Consider the following 26,326-nt stretch of genomic DNA (forward strand, 5'->3'; position numbering starts at 1 on the left):
GCGCTCGATGACGGAACCGGTGCTGGAGCGTTTGCTCGCCGACGAGACCCAGACAGCGCGGCTGGGCGAGGATCTTTCGCTGGCTCTGCGCGTGGGCGACGTGCTGGCGCTCAAGGGCGATCTCGGCGCCGGCAAGTCGACGCTGGCAAGAGCGCTCATCCGGACGCTGGCCGACGATGCCGGTCTCGAAGTGCCGAGCCCGACCTTCACGCTGGTGCAGAGCTACGAAACGCGCATCCCGGTCCATCATTTCGATCTCTACCGCCTGTCGTCGGCGGCCGAGCTGGACGAACTCGGCTTCGAGGAGGCGCTGGCGCAAGGTGCAGCCCTTATCGAATGGCCGGAACGGGCTGACGGCTATCTGCCCAAGACGACGGTGCTGATCGAACTCGTCCAGCATGGCGAGGGCCGGCTGGCCCGACTGTCGGGGCATGGCGCGACCTTCGACCGTGTCGCACGCTCACTGGCCATGCGCGGTTTTCTGGAGAGCGCCGGATGGGGGGAAGCGCGGCGCCGGTATTTCATCGGCGATGCCTCGGCCCGCTCCTACGAGATCGTATCGCTCGCCGGCGAGGCGCCGCGCGTGCTGATGAACTCGCCGCGGCTGGTGCTCGGCCCTCCCGTGCGCGACGGCAAACCCTATGCGGTGATCGCCCACACCGCGCAGTCGGTGTCCGCCTTCGTCGCCATCGACCGTGCGCTGCTGGCCGCCGGCGTCGCGGTGCCCAGGATCGACGCGCAGGATCTCGACCAGGGTTTCCTGCTGCTCGAGCATCTAGGCTCGGAAGGCTTTCTCGACGGCAATGGCGAGCCGGTCGCCGAACGTTACGAGGCGGCAGCCGAACTGCTCGCCATGATGCACGGCAAGGCCTGGCCTCACCGGATGGAGGCGGCTCCAGGCGTCGTTCATGACGTGCCGCCCTTCGATCGCGACGCCATGCTGATCGAGGCGGACCTGCTGATCGACTGGTACGTGCCGGCGATATCGGGCGGCCCGGCGAGCGACGCGCTGCGTTCCGGCTACCACAAGACATGGAACGCGCTTCTCGACCGGCTGCAAGGCAGCGAATACACGCTGATGCTGCGCGACTTCCACTCGCCCAACATCATCTGGCGCGGCGAACGGTCCGGCCTCGACCGGCTCGGCATCGTCGACGTCCAGGACGCGCTGATCGGGCCTTCGGCCTATGACGTCGCCTCGCTCGCCATGGACGCCCGCGTCACCATGGCACTCGAGATCGAGAAGCGGACGCGCGATGCCTATGTCGCGGCGCGTCATGCAGCGGGCGACTTCGATGAAGCAGGCTTCCTCGAAGCCTATGCAATCATGGCCGCGCAGCGCAATTCCAAGATTCTGGGCATTTTCGTGCGTCTCGAAAAACGCGACGGCAAACCCTATTATCTCAAGCACCTGCCGCGCATCCGCGACTATCTCAGGCGGGCGCTGTCGCATCCCGCGCTCGCCGACCTGCGGGATTTCTACAGCGCGCACGGGCTGCTGGAGGAACGAGCGCTGTGACAACAAGACCGGAGACCGCCATCGTTCTTGCCGCCGGGCTCGGCAAGCGCATGCGGCCGATTACCGACACCATGCCCAAACCTCTGGTCCGGATCGCCGGCAAGACGCTGCTCGACTGGGGCCTCGACAGCCTGGCCGCGGCCGGCGTCGGCAAGGCGGTGGTCAATGTTCATTATCTTCCCGAACAGATCGTCGCCCATGTCGCCGCTCGCCGCGCGCCGCGCATCGTCATTTCCGATGAGAGCGACCGGCTGCTCGATTCCGCCGGTGGCATCGTCAAGGCGCTGCCGGAGCTCGGCCGGGAGCCGTTCTACATCCTCAACGCCGATACATTCTGGATCGACCACGGCCCGCTCAATCTCGGGCGGCTTGCCCTTGCATGGGACGCCGCGAAAATGGATATTCTGCTGATGCTGGCGGATCTCCATCAGGCGACGGGACACTGTGGCAACACCGATTTCCTGGTGGCGCCGGATGGCGCCCTGCGGCGTTCAAAAGGCGATCCTGCCGGCCTGATCTATGCCGGCGCCGCGATCATCCACCCGCGCCTGTTCAAGGACGCACCCGCCGAACCGCATTCGCTCAACGCCTATTTCGACAAGGCGATTGCCGGCGGCCGCCTGTTCGGCATGCCGATGCATGGCCACTGGATAACCGTCGGCACGCCCGATGCCATTCCGCTCGCCGAAGACGCGGTGGCCGGCGCACTCATCGGATCGCAATGAGCGGCTCAAGCCGCGTTTTCTCCATTCCCTCCGGAGCGCCGTTTCTGCCGACGCTGGCCGAGGCGCTGCTTGACGGCCGCCTTGTCCCCGGGTTTCGTTTCGAGGGCGACCCGCTCGCCCTGGCCGATGTCACCATCTATGTGCCGACGCGCCGCGCCGCACGTGCCTTGCGCGGCGTCTTCGTCGACAGCCTGAAGGCGCGTGGCGGCGGTTCGGCGATCCTGCCGGTGATCCGCCCGCTCGGCGAATTCGACGAGGATGAGGCCGCGTTCGATGCCGAGCCAACCGCGGCAATCGATCTCGCGCCACCGATCGCCGCCACCGAGCGGCTGTTACTGCTGACGCCGCTGGTGCGGGCGTGGAAACGCCGGCTGCCCGCCCATGTCGCGGCCCTCTTCGCCGAGGAGATCGTCGTCCCGGCCTCCACCGCCGACGCGATCTGGCTGGCGCGCGATCTGGCCGGGCTGATAGACGAGATCGAGACGGAAGGCACCGACTGGGCCAAACTCGCCGGCCTGGTGAGCGGGAACCTTGCCGGATGGTGGCAGGTGACGCTCGAATTCCTCGGCATCGTCACCGATGCCTGGCCGAGATTCCTCGAAGAGAGCGACCGCTCCAACCCGGCCGCGCATCGCAGCGCCCTGATCCGTGCCGAAGCGGCGCGGCTGCGGCGCAATCCGCCCGCCGGGCCGGTCATAGCAGCGGGGTCCACCGGCTCCATCCCCGCCACGGCGGAGCTGCTTGCGACCATTGCCGGCCTCTCCGGCGGCGCCATCGTGCTGCCCGGGCTCGACCAGATGCTGGACGAAGCCTCCTTCCAGGCGCTCGTCGCACCCGGCGCGCGTCCAGCCGTGCTTGGCCATCCGCAATACGGCCTGGCGAAGCTGATCGGCAAGATCGGCGTGCTGCGCGGCGATGTCGAGGAGATCGGTGCGGCCGAGCCGAAGCTTGGGCTCCGCGCGGCCCTTGTCGGCGAGGCGCTGCGGCCGGCCGAGACCACCGAATTGTGGGCCGAGACGCGAAACGGGTTTTCGGCGTCCGATATCGCCGGCGCCTTCGCCGACGTGACGCTGCTCGAAGCGGCCAGCGAGCGCGATGAGGCCGTCGCCATCGCCGTCGCGCTCAAGCGCGCGGTCGAAGACCCCGGCCAGAGAGCGGCACTCGTCACCGGTGACCGCGCGCTGGCACGCCGCGTCAGCGTCGAGCTCAAGCGCTTCGGTGTCGTTGCAGACGATTCCGGCGGCACGCCGCTTTCCAACACCCCGGTAGCCAGCCTCCTCAGGCTGGCGCTCGAAGCGGTGTTCCGGCCGGGCGATCCGGTCGGCCTGTTGTCGCTGCTCAAGCATCCACTACTCGGCCTTGGTCTGGAGAGGTCAGATGTGCGCCACGCGGCGGAACTGGTAGAGCTGGTGGCGCTGCGCGGCGGCACCGGCCGCCCCGACATCGCTTCGCTGCCGGACCTTTTCGAGGCCCGCCTCACCGGGCTCGGCGGTGATAGCCGACCGCCCTTCTGGTTTGCCCGGCTGACCGTGCGCTCCATCGAAGGCGCGCGGAATTTGCTTGGACGTCTCAAGCAAGCGCTGGCGCCGCTTTCGGCCTTTCGCGGCCAGGCGGAAGCCGACCTTGCCGCGCTGGTCGAGGCCAGCGTCGTTGCCCTGGAGAATCTCGGCCGTTCCGCTGATGGCGGCCTTGGCGAACTTTACGCCGGCGACGCCGGCGAAAAGCTCGCCGAACTGCTGCGCGGGCTGGTCGCGGCTTCAGCATCGCTGTCGTTCGCGGCGAGCGAATGGCCCGATGTGATGGAGGCGCTGATCGCGCCCGAGACCGTCAAGCCGGCGCAAGGCACCGACAGGAACATCGCCATCTGGGGTGCACTCGAGGCGCGGCTGCAGGATGTCGATACGCTGGTCATCGGCGGGCTCAACGAAGGGATCTGGCCACGCAAGCCGGAGAGCGACCGCTTCATGTCGCGGCTGATGAAGACCGGCATCGATCTTGAGCCGCCGGAGCGGCGCATCGGCCTTGCCGCGCATGATTTCCAGATGGCCATGGGCGCGAGACACGTGGTGCTGGCGCGCTCGGCGCGTGCCGGCGACGCACCCGCGGTGCCTTCGCGCTGGTTGCAGCGGCTGCTCACCTTCATCGGCAACGACCAGGCGGCAGCGCTGCGCCGGCGCGGCGATGAACTGCTTGCCTGGGCGCGCGCGCTCGACACCGGACCAAAGCGGGATTTCGCGCCGCGGCCACAGCCGAAACCGCCGCTTTCGATGCGTCCAACGCATTTCTCCGTCACCGAGATCGAGACGCTGCGCCGCGACCCCTACGCCGTCTATGCCCGAAGGGTCCTCGGCCTGATGCCGCTCGATCCGCTCATCCGCGATCCGGGTGCCGCCGAGCGCGGCACGCTGTTTCACGCCATCCTGCATCTCTTCTCGTCCGAGGTGGCCGACCCCCGCGCGCTGGACGCGCTGGCCGGGCTCATCGCCGCCGGCCGCGCCTGTTTCGCCGAGGCAGCGCTTCCGGCCGATGTCGAGGCGGTGTGGTGGCCGCGTTTCGAAAAGCTCGCCGCCAACATCATCGAATGGGAGCGCACGCGCGCCGACGCGGTGGTCCAGCGGCATGCCGAGGGCCGCGCCGGCAAGACCGTCGTCGGACAGTCCGGCGTGACGCTGTCCGGCTATGCCGACCGTGTCGATCTGCTGGCCGGCGGCATGGCCGACATTCTGGACTACAAGACCGGCTCCTCGCCATCCAAGGCGCAGGCGCATACGCTGCTGGCGCCTCAGCTGGCGCTGGAAGGCGCACTGCTCAGGCGTGGCGCGTTCAAGGACCTGGGCGCGCGCCAGCCGTCGCAACTGGCCTTCATCAGGCTGAAACCGAATGGCGAGGTCTTCGAGGAATCCATACTCGAACACAACCGCCAGCCACGCACCGCGGCCGATCTCGCCGAGGAGGCCTGGGCGCGGCTGGAGAAACTGCTGATCCATTATGCCGACCTGGCGATCGGCTATCTGTCGCGCGCGCTGCCGTTTCGCGAAGGCGAAACCGATGGCGACTACGACCATCTCGCCCGCGTGCTCGAATGGTCGGCCGGCGGAGACGCCGGGGATGAGGGAGGGGAGGCATGAAGAAAGCCTATCCGATCCCGAGCGATACCGCTTCGAGCCAGGCCCGCGCCGCCGATCCCGGCAATTCCGCCTGGGTGTCGGCCAATGCGGGATCGGGCAAGACCCATGTGCTTGCCCAGCGTGTCATCCGGTTGCTGCTCGACGGCACCGACCCGTCGAAGATACTGTGCCTGACCTATACGCGCGCCGCGGCCGCCAACATGTCGAACCGGGTTTTTTCGACGCTGTCGGGGTGGACGACGCTCAGTGACGCCGACCTGGCGTCCAAAGTCGAGGCGTTGGAGGGACGCCGGCCCGATCGCGACACCATGCGCAGAGCCCGCCGCCTGTTCGCCGAGGCCCTGGAGACGCCTGGCGGGCTGAAAATCCAGACGATCCACGCTTTCTGCGAATCCGTGCTGCATCAGTTCCCGCTGGAAGCCAACATTCCCGCCCATTTCGACATGCTCGACAGCCAGATGGAGGCCTCGCTTTTTGCCGCCGCGCGCCGCGAGATGATCTCCGCCGCCGGCGACAGGAATTTGGCCGAGGCCTTCGCCACTGTGCTGGAACGTGGGGGCGAGGCCGGTCTCGACGCGTTGCTCGGCGAAATCGTGCGCAAGCGCGACGGGTTGCGCCATTTCCTCGATGCTGTCGGGCGTGACGGCTTCCAGCCCTTGTTCGATGAATTCCATTTCCAGCCCGGCCAGGCCGCCGAAGGCATAGCGGCATCTGTATGGCCGCTGCCCGGCTTTCTGCCGGACTATTTTGCCGGCTTTGCCCAGGCTGCCGAAGCCACCGACGCCAGATCGGTGTTGAACAACATCCTTCCCTATGCGCGTCAGGCTTTCACCGAGGGCGATCCCGTCCGACGGCTGCAGTTGCTGGCAAGAGCCTTCCTCAAGACCGATGGCGATCCCTACGATCCGGCAAAGGCCTTCAAGAAGGCGCTGACCGACCGGCTGCCGGATCTCGCCGGGCGCTATCTCTCGGCGGCCAGCGCCATCATGGAGACCGTCGACCGGCTGGCGCTGTTCCGGATGCTGGAAGGCACACGCGCGGCGCTGACCATCGCCGACTGGTTGATCGCGCGCTACGAAGTGTTGAAACGCAGCCGCGGCTTTCTTGACTTCAACGACCTGATCACCCGCACGGTGAACCTCTTGGCGCGGCCCGATGCCGGCCCTTGGGTTCAGTACAAGCTCGACCAGGGCATCGACCACATCCTGCTCGACGAGGCGCAGGACACCAGCCCTGATCAATGGGAGGTGGTGAAGCGGCTGGCGGAAGAATTCTTTGCCGGCTTTGGCGCTCGGGACCGGGTCCACCGCACGATCTTCGCCGTCGGCGACGAGAAGCAGTCGATCTACTCCTTCCAGGGCGCGGCACCGGATTCTTTCGCCGACAGCCGGTTGCTGTTCGCCGGGCGGGTGCGCGACGCCGAGGCGTCCTTCGCCGACCTGAAGCTGACCTGGTCGTTCCGCTCCACGGACGATGTGCTGGCCGCCGTCGACCGCGTCTTTGCCGATCCAATCGTGCGGCGCGGCATCAGCCACGACCCCGATCCGCTGAACCACAAGGCGATCCGCACCGATGCGCCAGGCTATGTCGAGGTCTGGCCATCGATCGGCGCCGAGGCCGTCGACGAGCCCGACGACTGGGCGCAAGCCATCGACCATGCCCATGCACCGGCGGTGCGCGTCGCCGAGAATGTCGCGGCCACCATTGCCGGCTGGATCGGCAAGAGCGAAATCATCGAGGGCCGTGGCAAGCGGCTGCGGCCGGGCGACGTGCTGGTGCTGGTGCGCAAGCGCGACAGCTTCGTCCACGCGCTGACCCGCGCGCTCAAGCGGCGCGACATTCCGGTTGCCGGCGCCGACCGGCTGAGCCTGCCCGGACATATCGCGGTCAAGGACCTGATCGCGCTCGGCCATCTGCTGATCCAGCCGCAGGACGACCTGTCGCTGGCCGCCGTCCTGCGCAGCCCGATCTTCGACCTGCCGGAGGAGACGCTGTTCACGCTCGCCGCACAGAGGCCGCCCGGCGTGTCGCTGGCGGTATCGCTGCGCCAGCATGCCGGCGAAAGCGAAGCGCTAGCGGCGATCGTTGCGCAGCTCGACGCCTGGACTGACGAGGCCGCCTTCAAGCCGGTGTTCGAGTTCTATGCCGCCCTGCTGGCGCGCGATGGCGTGCGCCGCAAGATGATCGCGCGGCTCGGGCCGGAAGCCGGCGATATTCTCGACGAATTCCTGAGCTTCTGCCTTGCCGAGGAGCGGACCGGCCTGCCCGGGCTGGAAGCCTTCCTGTCGACGCTGGAAAACGCCGGCCCCGAGATCAAACGCGAGATGGACCAGACCCGTGACGAGGTCAGGGTGATGACCGTGCACGCGGCCAAGGGCCTGGAGGCGCCGGTTGTGTTCCTGATCGACGGCGGTTCCGCCCCGTTCAGCGACCAGCATCTGCCGCGCCTGATGCCTTTCGACGGCTCGGGTCGACATTGGGACGGCAAGGGCTACCTCTGGCGTTCGGCGAGCGACGTCGCCAACGGCTTTTCGAAAACGGCCGCCGCTCGCGCCCGCGAACTCGCCGACGACGAGTACCGCCGGCTGCTCTATGTCGGCATGACGCGCGCCGAGGACCGGTTGATCGTCTGCGGCTATCACGGCAAGCGGGCGCCGAACAGCGGCACCTGGCATTCGATCGTCAGCAGAGCGCTGAGCGGCGCGCCCGAAAGCGAACAGCGTCCGCATCCAGCCGGCGGCGAGCCTGTCTACCGTTTTCACGTCACCAAACTGCCGCCGGTTACGCCAAGCCTGGGCGAGCAGGCGCGGCAGGTCGATGCGTTCGGTCCGTTGCCGGCGACCTTGTTCCGGCCCTTGCCGCCTTTCGAGGACCTGCCGCGTCCATTGTCGCCGTCGGGTGCCTCGGCGCTGATCGAGGAAGGCAAGGAAGCGGTGGTCGACAAGGCCTCGCCGGTGCTGGACGCCGATGCCGAGCCGGGTTTTGCGGTGCTGCGCGGGCTCGCCCTCCACAAACTGCTGCAGATGTTGCCCGCCATTGCCGAGAGCGACCGCCAAAGTGCGGCAGAGCGTTACCTCTCGCGAACGGGTGCGGCGTGGCCGCAAGCCGAGGGCCAAAAAGCCCTGGCATCGGTCGTGGCCATCCTTGCCGAGCCCGGCCTCGGTCAACTGTTCGCGCCGTCGTCACGTGCCGAGGTCGCGATCATGGGCAGCCTTGAGGTCAAGGGCAAAATCCGCTCCATCTCCGGCAAGATCGACCGGTTGGCGGTGACAGGGGATACGGTTTCGATCGTCGACTACAAGACCAACAGGCCCGCACCCGCTTCCCTCGCCGAAGTCCCGCCGGCCTACCTGCTGCAACTCGCGCTGTATCGCGCCCTGCTGCAGCCGCTTTTTCCCGGGCGGGAAGTCAAGGCGGCCCTGCTGTTCACCGAAGCGCCAAGGCTGATCGAACTGCCGGCTCGGGCCATGGACGACGCCCTTGCCCGACTCACGGGAGCGTGACACAAGAACTGCTTGAAGAAGGGCGCGACAACCACCACATTTGGTGCGGCGAAAGATTTCGAAAGGATTTCCGCATGACCACCGTCAAGGTCGACAAGAACAATTTCCAGGCCGATGTGCTCAATGCCCAGGTACCGGTCGTGGTTGATTTCTGGGCGGAGTGGTGCGGCCCCTGCAAGATGATCGCACCGGCGCTTGAGGACATCGCCGCTGAACTCGGCGCCAAGGTCAAGATCGCCAAGCTGAACATCGACGAGAATCCCGAGCTTGCCGCCCAGTTTGGCGTGCGCTCGATCCCGACGCTGATGATCTTCAAGGGCGGCGAAGTGGCCGACATCAAGGTTGGCGCCGCGCCCAAGACCGCGCTGTCGCACTGGGTCAATGGCAATCTCGCCTGATCCATTCCGAATTTCGGATATCAAGCCCGGCCATCGCGCCGGGCTTTTTGTTGGCGCCATCGGTGCGCCGCTCTGGCACTCACGTCGGGGCTCTCCATGTCTTTTGTTGGCAGCAGAAGCATGGAGAGAGAAATGACCGGATCCGCCAAGGCCACAGTCTTCATCGACAATGAGCGTGTCATCGTCACCGAATACCGCTTCCAGCCGGGCGACAACACCGGCTGGCATCGCCACGGCCACGACTATGTCGTGGTCCCGCTGATGGACGGCAAGCTGAAGCTGGTGACCAAGGACGGCGAAACCTTCGCCGAAATGAAGAAAGGTTCCCCCTACTTCCGCAAGGAGGGCGTCGAACACGACGTCATCAGCGCCAACGAGGGCGAGTACGCTTTTATCGAGATCGAGCTGAAGTAAAGGCCTTGGCCACTGATTGCCGCGCTGGAAGTCCATTCACTCAGTCGGTTGTGTGAAGGCGGGCCATCGCCTCCATCTTGATGGCAGAAACGATCGGCGTATGTTTCTTCCAAAAGGGAGTTAAAAATGGGCAAATCACAGCTCTCAGTCCGCAGTGCAAAGGCACGCGACCTGGCTCATCGGCTAGCTCGTCGTGAAAATCGTTCGATTGCCGAAGTGGTCGAACGCGCGCTTGAATTCTACGAGATTCGGGAAGCTGGCGCCGAACCTGCCTCCACCTTCCACGCCAGCCTGACCGCAAGCAGTGGCGTCGACATCGATCTGGCGAAAGTTATTCGCGAAGGTCGCCAGGTTCATCCCGGAGTTGAGCTTTGATTTTCGTCGATACCTGAAGCGGATCGAGGACTAAGGTATGTGGCTGAAGTAGACATTTCCGCTGCAGGCGTCGAAACTGTAGCCCCCTCAGGTAGGCGGCGTGCCGTTTTCGGCCAGGACCGCGCCTGCGAGATAAAGCGAGCCCCCGATCAGAATGCGCGGCGTCGGGCCGTCCCAGGTGTCGCGCAGCAGCATCAGGGCGCTGGCGACGGAGTTTACCGGTTCGGCCGTCAGCCCGGCTTCCGTGGCGCGGATGGCCAGTTCGTCGTTTGGCACGCCGGCGTCGCTCTGGCTCACCGGCACCGTGTAGACATGCTTGACCAGGCCCTTGAAGGCGCGGAAATAGCCGCTCTGGTCCTTGGTGTTGATCATGCCCGAGATGAGGAACAGTGGGCGCGGGTTCTTTTCCTCCTGCTCGGCCAGCGCTTCGGCGACGACCACGCCGGCACCCGGATTGTGGCCGCCGTCGAGCCAGATGTCGGCGCCCTTCGGCGCAAGTTCCGCCAGCTTGCCCTGCACCAGCTTCTGCATACGGCCCGGCCAGGCGACGTTGGTCATCGCCTTCTCGGCGGCGCGGTGGCTGATCTCGAAACCGGCGGCCTTGACCGCGGCGATCGCCGCCGCCGCATTCGCAAATTGGTGGCGACCGGGCAGACGCGGTGATGACAGATCCATCAGGCCATCATCGTCCTGGTAGACCATGCGGCCGTTTTCCTCGAAAGCGAGAAAATCCTGGCCATAGACCAGGGTCGGACATTCCAGCCGCTCCGCGGTGTCGATCAGCGTCTGCAGCGCGGTCTCGCTTTCCTGCGCGCCGATGACCACCGGGCAGCCGCGTTTCATGATGCCGGCCTTTTCGGCGGCGATCAACTCGACACGGTCGCCGAGATAGGCCTCATGGTCCATCGACACCGGCATGATCACCGACACGGCCGGCCGCGCGATGACATTGGTGGCATCGAAGCGGCCGCCAAGACCAACCTCGATGATGGCGGCATCGGCCGGATGTTCCGAAAACAGGACGAAGGTGACGGCGGTGAGTATCTCGAAGACGGTGATCTTCTGGCCTGCATTGGCCTTGGCGACGCGGGCAATGGCCTCGGCGAAGATGTCATCGTCGACCAGCCTGCCGCCGCCCTCTGCCGCAAGCCTGTAGCGCTCGTGCCAGCTGACCAGATGCGGCGAGGTGTGGACATGGACGAGCCGGCCGGAAGCTTCCAGCAGCGCCCGCGAGAAGGCGGCGCAGGAACCCTTGCCGTTGGTGCCGGCGATGTGGATGACCGGCGGCAGCAGGTCCTGCGGATTGCCCAGCCGCTCCAGAAGCCGCGTGATGCGGTCGAGCGAAAGGTCAAAGCCTTTCGGGTGAAGCGCCATCAGGGCTTCGATTTCGCGGTCGGCGGCAAGCGTCGTCATGGCACAATCCCGGCGCATGGCCCGAGAGCCAGAATCGCTCCCGCAATGACCACGGCTATCAAAAGGCTACAGCGCGCCACGGATGCTGCGCAATCGCTGTCCGCGGCGGCCAATGTCGCGTCAGGCCAGTCTCACGTCAGGGCCGGTGTCGCGGCCGGCCATTGTAGCGTCAAGCTTGCGGCCGGACTTCGGCGGCAAGCGCGGCCGGCGGCATGATTTCCGGTTCCAGCGGCTTTTGCTCCTCGGGCATCTTGAGCAGCATTTTCAAAAGCCGCGCGATCGTCTGGCGCATTTCCAGCCTGGACACCACCATGTCTACCATGCCGTGCTCCATCAGATATTCGGAGCGTTGGAAGCCGTCCGGCAATTTCTCGCGGATGGTCTGCTCGATGACGCGCGGACCGGCAAAACCGATCAACGCTCCTGGCTCGGCGATGTGCACGTCGCCCAGCATGGCGTAGGAGGCGGTGACGCCGCCGGTGGTCGGGTTGGTCAGCACGACAATGTAGGGAAGGCCGGCTTCCTTCAGCCGGTCGACGCCGACCGTGGTGCGCGGCAGCTGCATCAGCGACAGGATACCTTCCTGCATGCGGGCGCCACCGGAAGCAGCGAACAGGATCAGCGGTCGCTTGCGCTGCAGGGCGACCTCGAAGCCATGCACGATGGCATCACCCGCCGCCATGCCGAGCGAGCCGCCCATGAAAGCGAAATCCTGCACCGTCACCACGACTGGCAGGCCCTCGACGGTCCCCAGCGCATTGATGATGGCGTCTTCCAGGCCGGTCTTGGCCTTGGCGTCCTTCAGCCGGTCGACATAGCGTTTCTCGTCGCGGAACTTCAGCGGATCCTGCATGACCTTGGGATTGTCCAGGGTCTCGTACTTGCCGTCATCAAAGAAGAATTTCAGCCGCTCCTTGGCCGAGATCTTCATGTGATGGCCGGAGGACGGGATGACGAACTGGTTGGATTCCAGGTCCTTGTGGAACACCATCTCGCCGGTCTCGGGATCCTTGATCCAGAGATTCTCGGGCATGTCGGTACGCCGGCCGAGCATCGAGTTGATCTTCGGGCGAACGTAATTGGTGATCCAGTTCATCGCTTCGGCTCCTGTCCTGACGAAGAGTTGGTAAGAGAGTAGGAAGACTATTCGGCAGCAGCAAGGCGGGCCGAGCGCACGCCTTGCGCGAGGCCGCTGACCAGCGTGGCCACCGCCTCGGCCGGATCAGCGGTCTTTTCGCCCTTCGGCCCCAGCACATTGGCAACCGCATTGACGATCGCCGTGCCGACGACCACGCCGTCGGCGTTGGCGCCGATGACGCGCGCCTGTTCGGCGGTCTTGACACCGAAACCGACGCAGACCGGCAGGTTGGTGTGACCCTTGATACGCTGGACCGCCGTGGCGACCTTGCCTGTGTCGGCAAGCGCCGAGCCGGTGATACCGGTCATCGACACGTAGTAGACGAAGCCGGACGTGTTCTGCAGCACCTTGGGCAGGCGCTTGTCGTCGGTGGTCGGCGTCGCCAGCCGAATGAAGTTGATGCCGGCCTTCAACGCCGGGATGCACAGTTCCTCGTCCATCTCCGGCGGCAGGTCGACGACGATCAGCCCGTCAATGCCGCTGGCAATCGCATCCTTCAGGAAGCGGTCGACGCCGTAGATGTAGATCGGGTTGTAGTAGCCCATCAGCACGATCGGCGTTTCATCGTCGCCGGCGCGGAAGTCCGAGGCCATTTTCAGTGTCTTGACCAGCGTCTGGCCGCCTTTAAGCGCCCTGAGGCCGGCGGCTTGAATCGCCGGGCCGTCAGCCATCGGGTCGGAAAACGGCATGCCGAGCTCGATGACGTCCGAGCCGGCGCCCGGCAGCGCTTTCATGATCGACAGCGAGGTTGCATAGTCGGGGTCGCCACCCATGAAATAGGTGACGAGCGCCGGACGGCCTTCGTTCCTGAGCTTCGCCATGCGGCGGTCGATGCGGGTTGCCATGATCAGATCTCCATGCCCAGCATCGAGGCCACCGTGTGCACGTCCTTGTCGCCACGGCCGGACAGGTTGACGATGACGATCTGGTCCTTGTCCATGGCGGGTACGATCTTGACGGCATGGGCGATGGCGTGCGCCGATTCCAGCGCCGGGATGATGCCTTCGACGCGCGTCGTCAGCTTGAAGGCTTCCAGCGCCTCGTCGTCGAGGATAGGCACATACTCGACACGGCCCGAGTCGCGCAGCCACGAATGCTCCGGACCGACGCCGGGATAATCGAGGCCGGCCGAAATCGAATGGCCGTCCATGATCTGGCCGTCGGCGTTCTGCAGGAGATAGGTGCGGTTGCCGTGCAGCACGCCGGGAGAGCCGGCATTCATCGAAGCGCAATGCTCGATGCCGTCAAGGCCGCGTCCGCCCGCTTCAATGCCGATGATGCGAACCTCTTTGTCATCGAGGAAGGGATGGAACATGCCGATGGCGTTGGAGCCGCCGCCGACGGCGGCGATGATGGTGTCGGGCAGCCGTCCCTCCTGTTCGAGGATCTGCGCGCGGGCCTCGGTACCGATCACCGACTGGAAGTCGCGCACCAGCTCCGGATAGGGGTGCGGACCGGCGGCGGTGCCGATCAGGTAATAGGTGTCCTCGACATTGGTCACCCAGTCACGAAGGGCTTCGTTCATGGCGTCCTTCAGCGTGCCATGGCCGGCGGTGACCGGCCGCACTTCGGCGCCCAGCAGTTTCATGCGGAAGACGTTGGGGCTCTGCCGGGCAACGTCGGTCGCGCCCATATAAACGACGCAGGGAAAGCCGAAGCGGGCGGCGACGGTCGCGGACGCCACGCCATGCTGGCCGGCGCCGGTCTCGGCGATGATGCGCTTCTTGCCCATGCGCTTGGCCAGCAGGATCTGGCCGAGGCAATTGTTGATCTTGTGCGAGCCGGTGTGGTTCAAATCCTCGCGCTTGAAATAGACTTTCGCGCCGCCCCCGAGGCCTTTCGCCGAGGAAATGTCACGAAGATGCTTCGTCAGGCCTTCGGCGAAGTACAGCTTTGACGGCCGCCCGGCATAGTGGGTCGACAGATCGGTCAGCTCAGCCCTGAAATCCGGATCGTTCTTGACCTCATTCCAGTTCTTCTCCAGGTCGAGGATCAGCGGCATCAGCGTTTCGGCGACGAAACGACCGCCGAAAATGCCGAACATGCCCTTTTCGTCGGGTCCGGTGCGGAAGGAATTGGGTGTCGCCGGCTTGTTCATCGCCGATCTCCTGGATCTGTACTTTGAGCATGTCCCTGTCGGAAAACCGGTTCCCACTTTTCCGGGACATGCTCAGGGTTCGAAATTTTGTTCAGGCGGCGCGGTCGTCCCGCGCGGCCCTGACGGCCCGGAAAAACTGTTCGATCAGCGCCGGATCCTTGACGCCCGGCGCGCTTTCCACGCCCGACGAAATGTCTATTGCGGGCGGATTGGCAAGCCGAAGGGCATCGCCGATGTTGGCGGCGTTGAGCCCACCGGAAAGCATGTAATCGATCCCGGCGTCAAGGCCGGCGAGGATGCGCCAGTCGAAGGCGACGCCGTTGCCGCCCGGCAGCTCGGAGCCCTTCGGCGGCTTGGCATCGAACAGGAAGCGGTCGGCAACGCCGATGAACGGCCTTATCCGGTCGAGATCGGCGGCCTCGCTGAGCGGCAACGCCTTCATCACCGGCAGCCCATGGCGGGCTTTCAGTTCGGTCACCCGCTCGGGGGTCTCGGAGCCGTGCAGTTGCAGCATTTCGGGCTGCATCTTTTCCACGATTTCATCGAGGACGGCGTCGCTGGCATCGACCGTGACGGCAACCGCCAAGGCCTTGCCGCGCGCCGCTTCGCGCAGACGGCCGGCTTCGGCCGGTTCGACGTAACGCGGGCTTTTCGGAAAGAAAATGAAGCCGACATGGCTGGCGCCGCCGGCAAGGGCCGCGGCCATTGCCTGGTCGGTCTTCAAGCCGCAGATTTTGATGTCGAGCGCCATGGCGCGGGAATTGGCACGAAAAGCATCAAGAGTCGAGAAAAAGCATGCTGTTTGCCGGCAAGGTGAAAGGCGCTACCTATGGATGGACAGCATGCAAGGCGGGAGCACAGCCATGGCCGACCAGACCGTTGCCGAACTGAAGCAGAAGATCGCACAGGCGCGCGAGGTCATCGCGCATCTGATGGACAAGGCCGCCTTCAACGGCGCCGAAGCGCATCGGGCGCTGGATTATTTCGGCGGCGACGCCTTCGACCGGAACTTCCTGCCCTGGCCGCATCAGGGCGAAGAGGGGCTGCGGCCGGAGGAATTGAATGCGGCGAATGACGACTAGCGGCCTTCTTTGGGGCCGTCCATACATGACGAAGTGGAGAAGCCTTCGCCTGACTCCAAGGTGACTCCGCCGCACCCTATTCGAACATGATCGCCTGCAGCGCGCCGCCATTGCGCTTCAGCCAGTCCTTGCAGCGATCGGTGTCGGGGCAGAGCTTTTCGCACAATTTCCAGAATTTCGGCCCGTGGTTCATCTCCTTGAGATGCGCCACTTCATGCGCAACGAGGTAGTTGATGACCGGCTGCGGCGCCATCATGATGCGCCAGGAGAAGGAGAGATTGCCTTCGGAGGTGCAGGAGCCCCAGCGGCTGGAGGTATCCTTGTAGCGGATCGCCTTGGCGCGCTTGCCGAGCGCCTCGGTGTGTCTGACGACCAGCTTCTCGATCTCCTTCTTGGCCTCGCGCTTCAAAAAATCGGCGATGCGGCGCGGCAGATGAATGCGCTCGCCATGCACGATCAGCAGCGGGCCGCGCTCGTCGCGCGATATTGTTACGGTGCCGCGCCTTGACGGCTCGTGGACGATGCGGTGCGGCACGCCGCGCACGGGGATCCTGATGCCGGGCCGCACCTGCGGCCGCGTCGGCACCTTGGCCAGCCGCTGCTCCAGCCAGTCCTGATGGCGGTCGAGGAACCTGTCCACCTCGCCGCGGCGCAGGCCCGGCGGCACGGTGATGCGCAGGCCCTGACCGCCGGAATCGATGCGCAGCGTCAGGCGCTTTGCCCTGGCACTCTCGACGATCTTGAGCGGCAGGGTGCGGCCGGCGACACAGTATTCCCGCTCCACGGCAGGCGTGGGTTTGGGCTTCGTCAGATTGCGGAAGAACCCGATGGTCATGGCGGGACGATACGCGATTCGAGGAAAACGAATAGAACAAAAAAGAAACGGCGCCGCTCGCGCGACGCCGTCATCATACCTTGGCCCTGTCGCCTGGCCTCAGTCGTCGAGCAGGTTCGAGCCTTTGCCACGCTTGGTGGGGGTCGTTCCGGTGCCCGGATCGGTCTTGGTCGGCGCGGTCGACTTGTTGCGGTTGGCCATGAACCGGTCGAACTCGTCCTGATCCTTGGCGCGGCGCAACTCGCGGGCATACTCGTCGAACTGCGTCAGCATCTCGTCGAGCTTGCGGCGCTCTTCGTTCAGGCGCTCAAGTTCCTTTTCGCGCCAATCGTCGAAAGCGACGTTGCCGGTGCGGGCGGAGCCGTTGCCCCAGCGTGCGGCCTTGTCGGAACCACGGCGGCAGCCGGCGAAGATGCCGTCGGTCGCGCGGTTGACGTCACGCCTGAAGCCCTCGAGCCGGTCGCCCCAGATGATGTAGGCGAGCATGGCGAAGCCGAGCGGCCAGAACACCATGAAGCCGATCACCATCAACGCGATGGTCGCCGGCGTCCAGGCCGGGCGGATCAATGCAGATGTGTTCATTTTCTCCCATTCCTTCGGTTGGAGACAGCCAGAACCGGCTGCGTGGAATCGAAATGGGAAGGCGAAAACGGCGATTCAAGACAATGTCGGCCAAAACCGGACAAGCTTCTGAAATGATTGCCGCTTTTTGAGCATATCGAGGAAAAGCACGGCCAAGCCGGCGATCAGGCCCCAAAATGCCGCACCGACGCCGAACAGCGTCAGCCCGGAGGCGGTGACGACGAAGGTGACGGTGGCTGCCATCCGGTCACCCTCATCCCTAAGCGCGATCGCCAGCGCGTTGGCGAGCGAGGCCATCAGCGCGAGACCCGCCACAAGCACGATCAGGCTCTGCGGCAGGACCGCGAAGATCGCCACCAGCGAGGCGCCGAAAATCGCGAAGATCAGATAGGCAAGCGCATAGAACGGGCCGGTCTTCCAGCGTTCGGCCGGATCGGGATGGACGTCCGGCCCGGTGCATATCGCCGCCGAGATCGCCGCCAGATTGGTGGTCGCGGCCCCGAATGGCGCCGATAAGAGCGAAAACAGGCCGGTGACACCGATCAGCGGGCCGGGCTCAGGGTGGTAGCCGGCGGCGCGCAGCACAGCGAGGCCGGAAAGGTTCTGCGAGGCCATGGTGACGAGATAGAGCGGCAGTGCCAGGCCGATGATGGCCTTGGCGGTGAAATGGGGAGCAATGAACGTCAGTGTCGACAGTTCGGGCGCGGGCAAGCCGCCGACACGGCCGGTAAGGAAGGCGGCAAGGCCACCGCCAACCAGCACCGCCAGTACCGATAGCGCCGGATTGAACAGCCGGATGACAAAGAATGCCGCGATCAGCGGCAGGATGAGCCAAGGATCCGCCGGAATGGCTTTCATGGCGTTGATGGCGAAGGTGACGACGATGCCGGCCAGCATGCCGGAAGCGACCGAAGCCGGTATTCTCGATATCAGCCGGGTCAGCGGCCCGAAGAGGCCGGTCGCGACCAGCAGGACGCCGGTGATGATATAGGCGCCGACGGTCTCGCCCATCGAAAAGCCGCTCGAGGCGGCGACCAGTGCCAGGCCCGGCGTCGACCAGGCGGTGATGACAGGCATTTTCGTGCGCCATGACAGCCACAGGCACTCGACCGTCATGGCCAGACAGATCGCCGTCACACCACTCGCCGTCTCGACCTGCGTCGCGCCGACCGCCTTGGCGGCGGCGATGACGATGGCCAGCGTGCCGCCAAAGCCGACGATGGCCGCGACGAAGGCGGAAACCGGGATGGAAAGGCGCATGGTCATTTGCCTCGTCCGGCCATGTCACCGACGGCCCGCACCAGCATGTGGAGATCTTGCGGCCGCGACAGGCGATGGTCGCCGTCAGGAATCAGCGACAGCGTGACATCGTCGGCCGGCAGCAGGCTGACCAGCCTCAAGGCGTGGCTCGACGGCACGTCCGCATCGGCCAGCCCCTGCAAGATGTGAACCGGGCAATGCGTGTCGATAGGCCCGGTCATCACCCGGTTATGGCGGCCATCCTCGATCAGCGCGCTCGTGTAGATGTAGGGTTCCGCGGAATAGTCCGACGGCTCCGCGAAGTAGCCCTTTTTGGCGAGGTCGCGCTTCTGCGCCTTGGTCAGCACCGGCTCGACCAATTCACTGGTAAAATCCGGCGCCGGTGCCAGCAGCACCATGCCGACCACCCTTGCGTCGCCCGCCTTGCGCAATTCCTGCACCATGCGTAGCGCGATCCAGGCACCCATCGACGAGCCGACCAGGACCTGATCGCCCCTGGCGAAATTCCGGAAAACCGCAAGGCTTTGCGCAAGCCATGTCGAAATCGTGCCATCGGCGAAGGCGCCGCCGGATTCGCCATGGCCCGAATAGTCGTGCCGCAGGAAGGCGCGGCCTTCCCGTGCCGCCCAGTCCGACAGCGTCTCGGCTTTCGTGCCCAACATGTCCGACTTGTAGCCGCCGAGCCAGACGATGCCGGGCGTCGAGCCCGCCGAATGGCGCACGGCGATTTCGGATCCATCAACATCCAGAAAGGTCGGAGCGGCGGTCATGGCTGTGGGGCGGTCCTGATTTTTTTCACGCCTGCTTTTGGCACGGCCGAAGGCAAGGCGGAAAGTGCTCGCGATGTTTCTTTGCTTGGCACAGGCTCGTGATCAGGTGATTTCTTGAGAACGCTGTGCTATTGACTTGCGCCGCGCGCTTCCCACATTGGCGCGTCCACACACATTTGTACGAACCCCGAACGAAACGGCCAAGGAGACCACGACCATTCGCAGACCTTTCAAAGCAGCGGCGCCGACCAAGGATGGGCCGCGCTCCAACCGCGATATCCGGGTTCCCCGGGTCCAGCTTATCGACGCCGAAGGCCAGAACCGCGGCGATGTTTCCATCAACGACGCATTGCTGCTCGCCGAAGAGGCCGGGCTCGATCTGGTTGAAATATCGCCCAACGCGGTGCCGCCCGTTGTAAAAATCCTCGATCTCGGCAAATTGAAATACGCCAACCAGAAGAAGGCGGCCGAGGCGCGCAAGAACCAGAAGGTCATCGAGATCAAGGAGATCAAGATGCGCCCGAACATCGACAGCCATGACTACGAGACCAAGATGAAGGCGGTCCGCCGCTTCTTCGAGGAAGGCGACAAGGTCAAGCTGACGCTGCGCTTCCGCGGCCGCGAGATGGCGCATATGGAACTCGGCATGCAACTCCTGAACAAGGTGCGCGAGGAGGTGGCGACCATCGCCAAGGTGGAAGCCGAGCCGAAGCTCGAAGGCCGCCAGATGATGATGGTGCTGGCGCCGCGCTAAGCAGGCTCCGCACGCTTCGCAACGCGCCGTCTGCATAGTTTCCATGGTTGTCGCGGGTTCCCGCCGCAAACCGTGAACGCTTTTGCGGAATCCGCTTGGATCACGATGACGTCAGGTCTAGTCATCGCGCTAAAATCCGCCTGAATTGTGCTACAGGGCGTCCCGACGACCGGCGGGACGCCTATTCCTGGCTAGAGCTGCGATCGCCGGCTAAGCTCCTCGACGATCGGATCCCAAACTTGGACACAGAATACAAACACGGGCTGGGCAACTACCAGCAGATGCGCCGGCTGGTGCTTGCCATGCTCGTCGCGGTGCTGTTTCTGGCACTTCTGTTCGGCCAATCGACGTTCCCGCCGGACACGCCGGTGCACGAATCGATCGAGATGTTCGGCGTGCTGTTGATTTTCCTCGGCATCGTCGGGCGCCTCTGGGCGACGCTCTACATAGGCGGGCGCAAATCCTCCGAAGTGGTCACAGGCGGCCCCTATTCCATCACCCGCAACCCGCTTTACGTGTTCTCGACCGTGGCCGCCGCCGGCGTCGGCGCGCAGATCGGCTCGTTCTCCGGCATCATCCTTTTCGCGGTTCTGTGCGCCGGCGCCTTCCATATCGTCATCTTGCGCGAGGAGAAATTCCTCAAGGAGGCGCTCGGCGCGCCGTATGCCGACTATCTGGCGCGCGTGCCGCGCTTCTTCCCCAAGCTTTCGCTCTACCAGGAAGGCGACACCGGCAGCTTCAAGCCGCGCCTGCTGTTGACCACGCTGCTCGACGGACTGGTGTTCCTGATCGCGCTGCCGGCTTTCGAACTGATCGACGGCGCGCAGCTGTCGGGCATGCTGCCGGTGTGGTTCAGGCTGCCCTGACCGGGGACAGCGCGTCGCACGGCCTGAGGTGTTGCGCCCGCGCCATCTTTGATCTATAGCACCGCCGTTCCAAGAAAACCGCCCGGCAGGGCATGCCGTGGCGGTTTCATTTGCTTTTCGGGCTTTGGTCGGCCTGAAGCGAACAAGAAGCGCGATCGTGCGCCAACATTACGGAGTAGCAAAATGCCCAAGATGAAGACCAAATCGGCCGCCAAGAAGCGGTTCAAGATCACAGGTACGGGTAAAGTCCTGTCGGCTGCGGCCGGCAAGCGTCACGGCATGATCAAGCGTTCCAACAAGTTCATTCGAAATGCCCGCGGCACGATGGTTCTGGCTGAACCGGATGGCAAGAAGGTCATCAAGAATTTTCTTCCGAACGGCCTCTAAGGCATTTCGGTCCGGACACGCATTTGTTTTACGCAATTCCGAACGGAAAACCGCAAGGCACTTTTTCTGGAATTGCTTTTAAGGAGATCATGACATGGCACGCGTAAAAAGAGGCGTCACCTCGCACGCCAAGCACAAGAAGGTCCTGAAAGCCGCGAAAGGCTTATACGGCCGCCGCAAGAACACCATCCGCATCGCCAAGCAGGCGGTGGAAAAGTCGCTGCAGTACGCCTATCGCGACCGCAAGAACCGCAAGCGCTCGTTCCGCGCGCTGTGGATCCAGCGCATCAACGCCGCGACCCACGAGCATGGCCTGACCTATGGCCGCTTCATCGACGGTTTGAACAAGGCCGGCATCGAGATCGATCGCAAGATCCTGTCCGACATGGCCATCCACGAGCCGCAGGCTTTCGCCGCCCTGGTCGCCAAGGCCAAGGTCGCGCTCGAATATCTGAAGAACACCACGCCGAATGCTTTTGAGAGCGCTGTCGCCTAGAGCATGATGCCAAAAAGTTTCTGACTTTTGGACAACATCATGCTCCAGGGAAATTAGCGAGGAGCGCGATCTTTTCCGAAAAGTCTGCAACTTTTCGGGATCGGGCTCCGAGCCCAGCGCTTCCCAAGCACTTTCGACACTTGATTTGGGGAACCCGCGCTGGCACGGCTGGCGCGGGTTTTTCTTATGCCTGAACTTTCACTCCAAACGTGACTTTCACGTCCAGAGCGATTTCCAACGCAGCGAGCTTGATCGTGAACGACGCAACCATTGGCCTTGATGCACTCGAAAATTCCCTGATGGCTGACATCGCCTCGGCCGCCGACGAGGCGTCGATCGAGGCCGTGCGTGTCTCGGCGCTTGGCAAGAAGGGTTCGGTCTCCGAAATGCTGAAGACGCTTGGCGCGATGAGCGCCGAGGAACGGCAGGTGAGGGGCCCGGCGATCAACGGCCTGAAGAACCGCGTCACCGATGCGCTTGCTTTGCGCAAGGCGGAATTGAAAGACGTGGCGATCGCCGCACGGCTTGCCGCCGAAAAGGTCGACGTGACGCTACCGGTGCGGCAGTCGCCGGCCGAGCGCGGCCGCATCCATCCGATCAGCCAGGTCATCGACGAGATCGCGGCGATCTTCGGCGATCTCGGCTTTGCCATTGCTGAAGGACCTGACATCGAGACCGACTACTATAATTTCACCGCGCTGAATTTCCCGGAAGGCCATCCGGCCCGCGAGATGCACGACACCTTCTTCTTCCAGCCGGACGAGAAGGGCGAGCGCAAGCTGTTGCGCACCCACACCTCGCCGGTGCAGATCCGCACCATGGAGAAGCAGAAGCCGCCGATCCGCATCGTCATTCCCGGCAAGACCTACCGCCAGGATTCCGACGCCACCCATTCGCCTATGTTTCATCAGGTCGAGGGGCTGGTGATCGACAAGTCGGCCAACGTCGCCAACATGAAGTGGGTGCTGGAAGAGTTCTGCAAGGCCTTCTTCGAAGTGCCGCAGGTCAAGATGCGCTTCCGGCCGTCCTTCTTCCCGTTCACGGAGCCGAGCCTCGAGGTCGACATCCAGTGCGACCGTTCGCGGCCAGGCGAAGTGCGCTTCGGCGAAGGCTCCGACTGGATGGAGATCCTCGGCTGCGGCATGGTGCATCCCAATGTGCTCAGGGCCGGCGGGCTCGATCCCGACGAGTACCAGGGCTTTGCCTGGGGCATGGGCATCGACCGCATCGCCATGCTGAAATACGGCATGCCGGACCTGCGTGCCTTCTTCGACGCGGATGTGCGCTGGCTATCGCATTACGGCTTCAGGCCGCTCGACATGCCGACGCTGTTCGGAGGCCTGAGCGCGTGACGGTCCTGAAGACTCCTGCCAGCTATTACGGAACAGTCCAATGAAATTCACCCTCTCCTGGCTCAAGGATCATCTCGAGACCGACGCCACGCTGGCCGAGATCGTCGAGCGGCTGACCTCGATCGGCCTGGAGGTCGAACATGTCGATGACAAGGCCGGCCTGAGGCCCTTCGTCATCGCCAAGGTGCTGACGGCGGTGCAGCATCCCGATGCCGACCGGCTGCGGGTGCTGACCGTCGATACCGGCGACGGCAAGCCGCCGGTGCAAGTGGTGTGCGGCGCGCCGAATGCCCGCGCCGGCCTGATCGGCGCCTTCGCCGCGGCAGGCACCTATGTGCCCGGCATCGACGTGACGCTGACGGTCGGCAAGATCAGGGGCGTCGAAAGCCATGGCATGATGTGCTCCGAGCGCGAGCTGGAACTGTCCGACGAACACAATGGCATTATCGACCTGCCAGAGGATGCGCCGGTCGGCACCAGCTTTGCCGCTTACGCGCATCTCGACGATCCGGTCATCGAGATCAATTTGACGCCGAACCGGCCCGATGCCACCAGCGTCTACGGCATCGCCCGGGATTTGGCGGCGAGCGGACTCGGCCGCCTCGTCGGCGGCGCGATCATGCCGCATGTCGGCAGCGGCATGTGTCCGGTCAAGGTGACGATCGTGGCACCGGAGCTTTGCCCCGGCTTCGCACTCAGGCTGGTCAGGGGCGTCAAGAACGGCCCATCGCCGAAATGGCTGCAGCAGCGGCTGATCGCCATTGGGCTGAGGCCGATCAGCGCGCTGGTCGACATCACCAATTACGTCACCTTCGACCGCGGCCGGCCGTTGCATGTCTTCGATGCCGCCAAGGTCGCGGGCAATCTCGTCGTGCGCCGCGCCAAGGATGGCGAAACGGTGCAGGCGCTCGACGGGCGCGAATACACGCTGACGCCGGAGATCTGCGTGATCGCGGACGACAATGGCGTCGAATCCATTGCCGGCATCATGGGCGGCGAGCATTCCGGCTGTGACGAGAACACGACGGACGTGCTGATCGAATCCGCTCTTTGGGACCCGATCACCACGGCCCGCACCGGCCGCACGCTCGGCATCATCACCGACGCGCGCTACCGTTTCGAGCGCGGTGTCGATCCCGAATTCATGGTGCCGGGTATCGAGTTGGCGACGAAGCTGGTGATCGACTTCTGCGGCGGCACCCCGACGGAGACCGAGGTGGCCGGCTATGCCGGACATCAGCCGAAGATCGTTTCCCTTCCCTTGTCGGAAGTGAAGCGGCTGACCGGCATCGAGGTGCCGAAGGCGGAGAGCCTCGACATCCTGTCGCGTCTCGGCTTCCACGCGCAGGGATCGGGCTACGTCGTCGACGTGACCGTGCCCTCCTGGCGTCCCGATGTCGACGGCAAGGCCGACCTGGTCGAGGAGGTCATGCGCATCCATGGCGTCGACAATATCGCGCCGCAGCCGCTCGGCGCGCATGACGTGGTCAACGGCAAGATCCTGACGATGCTGCAGATCCGCACCCGTGCCGCCAAGCGTTCGCTTGCCGTGCGCGGTATGATGGAGGCCGTTACCTGGTCGTTCATTCCGGCCAGGCACGCCGAGTTGTTCGGCGGCGGCCAGACGGCGCTGAAGCTTGCCAACCCGATCGCAGCCGACATGTCCGACATGCGGCCCTCGCTGCTGCCAGGGCTGATTTCGGCCGCGCAGCGCAATGCCGACAAGGGCATCGGCGACGTTGCCTTGTTCGAGGTGTCGGGCACCTATGAAGGCGATGGCGCCGACCAGCAGCGACGCGTCGCCGCCGGCGTGCGACGCGGCACGGCCAAGCTCGACGGCTCAGGCCGCAACTGGGCCGGCAATTCCGGCCCTGTCGGCGTGTTCGACGCCAAGGCCGATGCCATCGCCGCGCTCGAAGCCTGCGGCGCGCCGGTCGACCGGCTGCAGATCGAGGCCGGCGGACCGGCCTGGTATCACCCCGGCCGTTCGGGCACGATCAAGCTCGGTCCGAAGACCGTGCTCGGCACGTTCGGCGAGTTTCATCCGAAGACGCTGGAAGGGCTCGATGTCTCCGGACCGCTATGCGGCTTCGAAGTGTTCGTCGATGCCGTGCCCGAGCCGAAGGCCAAGCCGACGAAAACCAAGCCCAGGCTGGAGCTGTCCGCTTTCCAGGCGGTGAAACGCGATTTCGCCTTCGTCGTCGACAGGGCCGTCGAGGCCGGCACGCTGGTGCGCGCCGCACTTGCCGCCGACAAGAAGCTGATCACGGCTGTCTCGGTCTTCGATATCTTCGAAGGCGCGTCGCTTGGCGAGGGCAAGAAATCGATCGCCATCGAAGTGTCGATCCAGCCGGTCGAGAAGACGCTGACCGACGAGGATTTCGAGGCGCTGGCCAGGCGCATCGTCGACAATGTCGGCAAGCAGACGGGCGGCATGCTCAGGGCATAGAGAATTCAGGATTGCGGGCAGGTGGCGAATCGCCCTCCAAAGGGCGATGGACCATCTCGCGTATTCCGGGCTTCCCTTCGAGGTGCAACGTGCGGCGTTTCTCGACATCGTCGCGGCTGATCCGCTGCTGGGCGAAACGCTGGCGCGAGTGCGCGACCTTGCCTTGCCGGATTGGCTGGTGGTTTCCGGCGCGCTCTACAACAGCGTCTGGAACCATCTGACAGGCAAGCCGTCGGGCTATGGCATCAGGGATGTCGACCTGTTCTATTTCGATGGCTCCGACCTGTCCTATGAGGCAGAGGACGGCGTGATCCGCAGGGCGGCGGCGCATTTCGAGGGACTGCCGCTGCCGGTCGAAGTGCGCAACCAGGCCCGCGTGCATCTGTGGTATCCGCAGAAGTTCGGGCAACCCTGCCCGCGCTATGCGAGTGCCAGTGAATCCGTCAGCTATTTCGCCTCGAAGACGCATGCGGTCGGTGTGCGCTACGGCGGCGATGGGCAATTGGAACTCGTGGCGCCGTTCGGGCTCGACGATCTCTTCTCGTTTCGCATCACACCGAACCGGGTGATGGATAACCGGCGGACGCATGAGACGAAGGGCAAGCGGGCAAAGGAGAACTGGCCGGAGATTAGGGTGGTGCCGTGGTGAGTGGCGGAAATTTTGAATGTCGGCGGGACAGCGCCCCCCTCTGCCCTGCCGGGCATCTCCCCCTCAAGGGGGGAGATCAGCCGCTTGGCGGTCTCAGCCTTCTTTCGACGCCGGCGATTGGCGAAAGCCGGGG

The 26,326-nt window shown here is 64.6% G+C and carries 24 protein-coding genes; 15 read left to right on the forward strand and 9 right to left on the reverse strand.

Annotated elements, in window-relative coordinates:
- Positions 1-7 precede the first annotated feature (7 nt).
- The 7 genes from tsaE (at position 8) to O7B34_RS04545 (ending at position 10,062) form a co-directional block, all read left to right on the forward strand.
- On the forward strand, positions 8-1,519 hold the full coding sequence (tsaE, locus tag O7B34_RS04515; protein WP_337145031.1) for a tRNA (adenosine(37)-N6)-threonylcarbamoyltransferase complex ATPase subunit type 1 TsaE: 1,512 nt from the start codon (positions 8-10) through the stop codon (positions 1,517-1,519).
- Positions 1,516-2,244 carry a nucleotidyltransferase family protein gene (locus O7B34_RS04520; RefSeq protein WP_337145032.1) on the forward strand — a complete coding sequence of 243 codons (729 nt, stop codon included), beginning with the start codon at positions 1,516-1,518 and terminating at the stop codon, positions 2,242-2,244. The genes tsaE and O7B34_RS04520 overlap by 4 nt, the downstream gene beginning before the upstream one ends.
- Entirely contained in the window at positions 2,241-5,372 is a 3,132-nt protein-coding gene (gene addB / locus O7B34_RS04525) for a double-strand break repair protein AddB (RefSeq protein WP_337145033.1), read from the forward strand. The genes O7B34_RS04520 and addB overlap by 4 nt, the downstream gene beginning before the upstream one ends.
- Positions 5,369-8,875 carry a double-strand break repair helicase AddA gene (addA, locus tag O7B34_RS04530; RefSeq protein WP_337145034.1) on the forward strand — a complete coding sequence of 1,169 codons (3,507 nt, stop codon included), beginning with the start codon at positions 5,369-5,371 and terminating at the stop codon, positions 8,873-8,875. Before addB ends, addA begins: the two co-directional genes overlap by 4 nt.
- A 74-nt stretch (positions 8,876-8,949) precedes the next feature.
- Positions 8,950-9,273 (forward strand): thioredoxin, encoded by a 324-nt coding sequence (gene trxA / locus O7B34_RS04535; protein WP_027143880.1) that lies wholly within the window; start codon positions 8,950-8,952, stop codon positions 9,271-9,273.
- 132 nt (positions 9,274-9,405) lie between these two features.
- On the forward strand, positions 9,406-9,687 hold the full coding sequence (locus O7B34_RS04540; RefSeq protein WP_140506860.1) for a cupin domain-containing protein: 282 nt from the start codon (positions 9,406-9,408) through the stop codon (positions 9,685-9,687).
- A 126-nt stretch (positions 9,688-9,813) separates the two neighbouring features.
- Positions 9,814-10,062: a plasmid stabilization protein gene (locus tag O7B34_RS04545; protein ID WP_337145035.1), complete on the forward strand. Its 249-nt coding sequence runs from the start codon at positions 9,814-9,816 to the stop codon at positions 10,060-10,062.
- Between the two features lie 87 nt (positions 10,063-10,149).
- Here the strand turns inward: O7B34_RS04545 and O7B34_RS04550 are convergent, their stop codons facing one another.
- The 5 genes from O7B34_RS04550 to O7B34_RS04570 form a co-directional block, all read right to left on the reverse strand.
- A complete protein-coding gene (locus O7B34_RS04550; RefSeq protein ID WP_337145036.1) occupies positions 10,150-11,475 on the reverse strand; it encodes a bifunctional folylpolyglutamate synthase/dihydrofolate synthase in 1,326 nt (441 codons plus the stop codon).
- Positions 11,476-11,644: 169 nt separating this feature from the next.
- Positions 11,645-12,571: an acetyl-CoA carboxylase, carboxyltransferase subunit beta gene (accD, locus tag O7B34_RS04555; protein WP_442920935.1), complete on the reverse strand. Its 927-nt coding sequence runs from the start codon at positions 12,569-12,571 to the stop codon at positions 11,645-11,647.
- A 47-nt stretch (positions 12,572-12,618) separates the two neighbouring features.
- Positions 12,619-13,458 carry a tryptophan synthase subunit alpha gene (gene trpA / locus O7B34_RS04560; protein WP_027143876.1) on the reverse strand — a complete coding sequence of 280 codons (840 nt, stop codon included), beginning with the start codon at positions 13,456-13,458 and terminating at the stop codon, positions 12,619-12,621.
- A gap of 2 nt (positions 13,459-13,460) precedes the next feature.
- Complete coding sequence (gene trpB / locus O7B34_RS04565; RefSeq protein ID WP_337145037.1) at positions 13,461-14,711, reverse strand: tryptophan synthase subunit beta; 1,251 nt, start codon at positions 14,709-14,711, stop codon at positions 13,461-13,463.
- 91 nt (positions 14,712-14,802) lie between these two features.
- A complete protein-coding gene (locus tag O7B34_RS04570) occupies positions 14,803-15,462 on the reverse strand; it encodes a phosphoribosylanthranilate isomerase (protein ID WP_337145038.1) in 660 nt (219 codons plus the stop codon).
- A 112-nt stretch (positions 15,463-15,574) separates the two neighbouring features.
- On the opposite strand from O7B34_RS04570, the gene O7B34_RS04575 reads away from it, so the two are divergent.
- Positions 15,575-15,793, forward strand: a complete 219-nt coding sequence (locus tag O7B34_RS04575; protein ID WP_337104617.1) for a hypothetical protein — start codon at positions 15,575-15,577, stop codon at positions 15,791-15,793.
- A gap of 76 nt (positions 15,794-15,869) precedes the next feature.
- On the opposite strand, the gene O7B34_RS04580 is transcribed toward O7B34_RS04575, so the two are convergent.
- The 4 genes from O7B34_RS04580 to O7B34_RS04595 all read right to left on the reverse strand — a co-directional run bounded on the left by O7B34_RS04580 (position 15,870) and on the right by O7B34_RS04595 (position 19,240).
- Entirely contained in the window at positions 15,870-16,628 is a 759-nt protein-coding gene (locus O7B34_RS04580) for a M48 family metallopeptidase (RefSeq protein WP_337145039.1), read from the reverse strand.
- Between the two features lie 99 nt (positions 16,629-16,727).
- Positions 16,728-17,210, reverse strand: coding sequence for a DUF2852 domain-containing protein (locus O7B34_RS04585; protein ID WP_337145040.1), 483 nt, complete (start codon positions 17,208-17,210; stop codon positions 16,728-16,730).
- Positions 17,211-17,285: 75 nt separating this feature from the next.
- Positions 17,286-18,470 carry a benzoate/H(+) symporter BenE family transporter gene (locus O7B34_RS04590; RefSeq protein ID WP_337145195.1) on the reverse strand — a complete coding sequence of 395 codons (1,185 nt, stop codon included), beginning with the start codon at positions 18,468-18,470 and terminating at the stop codon, positions 17,286-17,288.
- Positions 18,471-18,472: 2 nt separating this feature from the next.
- On the reverse strand, positions 18,473-19,240 hold the full coding sequence (locus O7B34_RS04595) for an alpha/beta hydrolase (protein WP_337145041.1): 768 nt from the start codon (positions 19,238-19,240) through the stop codon (positions 18,473-18,475).
- 217 nt (positions 19,241-19,457) lie between these two features.
- Between O7B34_RS04595 and infC the strand changes: the two genes are divergently transcribed.
- The 7 genes from infC to O7B34_RS04630 all read left to right on the forward strand — a co-directional run bounded on the left by infC (position 19,458) and on the right by O7B34_RS04630 (position 26,193).
- Entirely contained in the window at positions 19,458-19,994 is a 537-nt protein-coding gene (infC, locus tag O7B34_RS04600; protein ID WP_010912915.1) for a translation initiation factor IF-3, read from the forward strand.
- A 239-nt stretch (positions 19,995-20,233) separates the two neighbouring features.
- A complete protein-coding gene (locus tag O7B34_RS04605; RefSeq protein ID WP_337145042.1) occupies positions 20,234-20,860 on the forward strand; it encodes a methyltransferase family protein in 627 nt (208 codons plus the stop codon).
- 183 nt (positions 20,861-21,043) lie between these two features.
- Positions 21,044-21,247, forward strand: a complete 204-nt coding sequence (gene rpmI, locus O7B34_RS04610) for a 50S ribosomal protein L35 (RefSeq protein WP_006201248.1) — start codon at positions 21,044-21,046, stop codon at positions 21,245-21,247.
- 94 nt (positions 21,248-21,341) lie between these two features.
- Entirely contained in the window at positions 21,342-21,743 is a 402-nt protein-coding gene (gene rplT / locus O7B34_RS04615; RefSeq protein ID WP_337145043.1) for a 50S ribosomal protein L20, read from the forward strand.
- Between the two features lie 299 nt (positions 21,744-22,042).
- Positions 22,043-23,095: a phenylalanine--tRNA ligase subunit alpha gene (pheS, locus tag O7B34_RS04620; RefSeq protein ID WP_337145196.1), complete on the forward strand. Its 1,053-nt coding sequence runs from the start codon at positions 22,043-22,045 to the stop codon at positions 23,093-23,095.
- Between the two features lie 40 nt (positions 23,096-23,135).
- Entirely contained in the window at positions 23,136-25,544 is a 2,409-nt protein-coding gene (pheT, locus tag O7B34_RS04625; RefSeq protein ID WP_337145044.1) for a phenylalanine--tRNA ligase subunit beta, read from the forward strand.
- 46 nt (positions 25,545-25,590) lie between these two features.
- The gene (locus tag O7B34_RS04630) at positions 25,591-26,193 is read left to right on the forward strand and encodes a nucleotidyltransferase family protein (protein ID WP_337145045.1); all 603 of its coding nucleotides are present in this window, start codon (positions 25,591-25,593) and stop codon (positions 26,191-26,193) included.
- The last annotated feature ends 133 nt before the right edge of the window (positions 26,194-26,326 follow it).

The organism is Mesorhizobium sp. Cs1299R1N3 (assembly GCF_037179625.1).
Taxonomy (GTDB): Bacteria; Pseudomonadota; Alphaproteobacteria; order Rhizobiales; family Rhizobiaceae; genus Mesorhizobium; species Mesorhizobium salmacidum.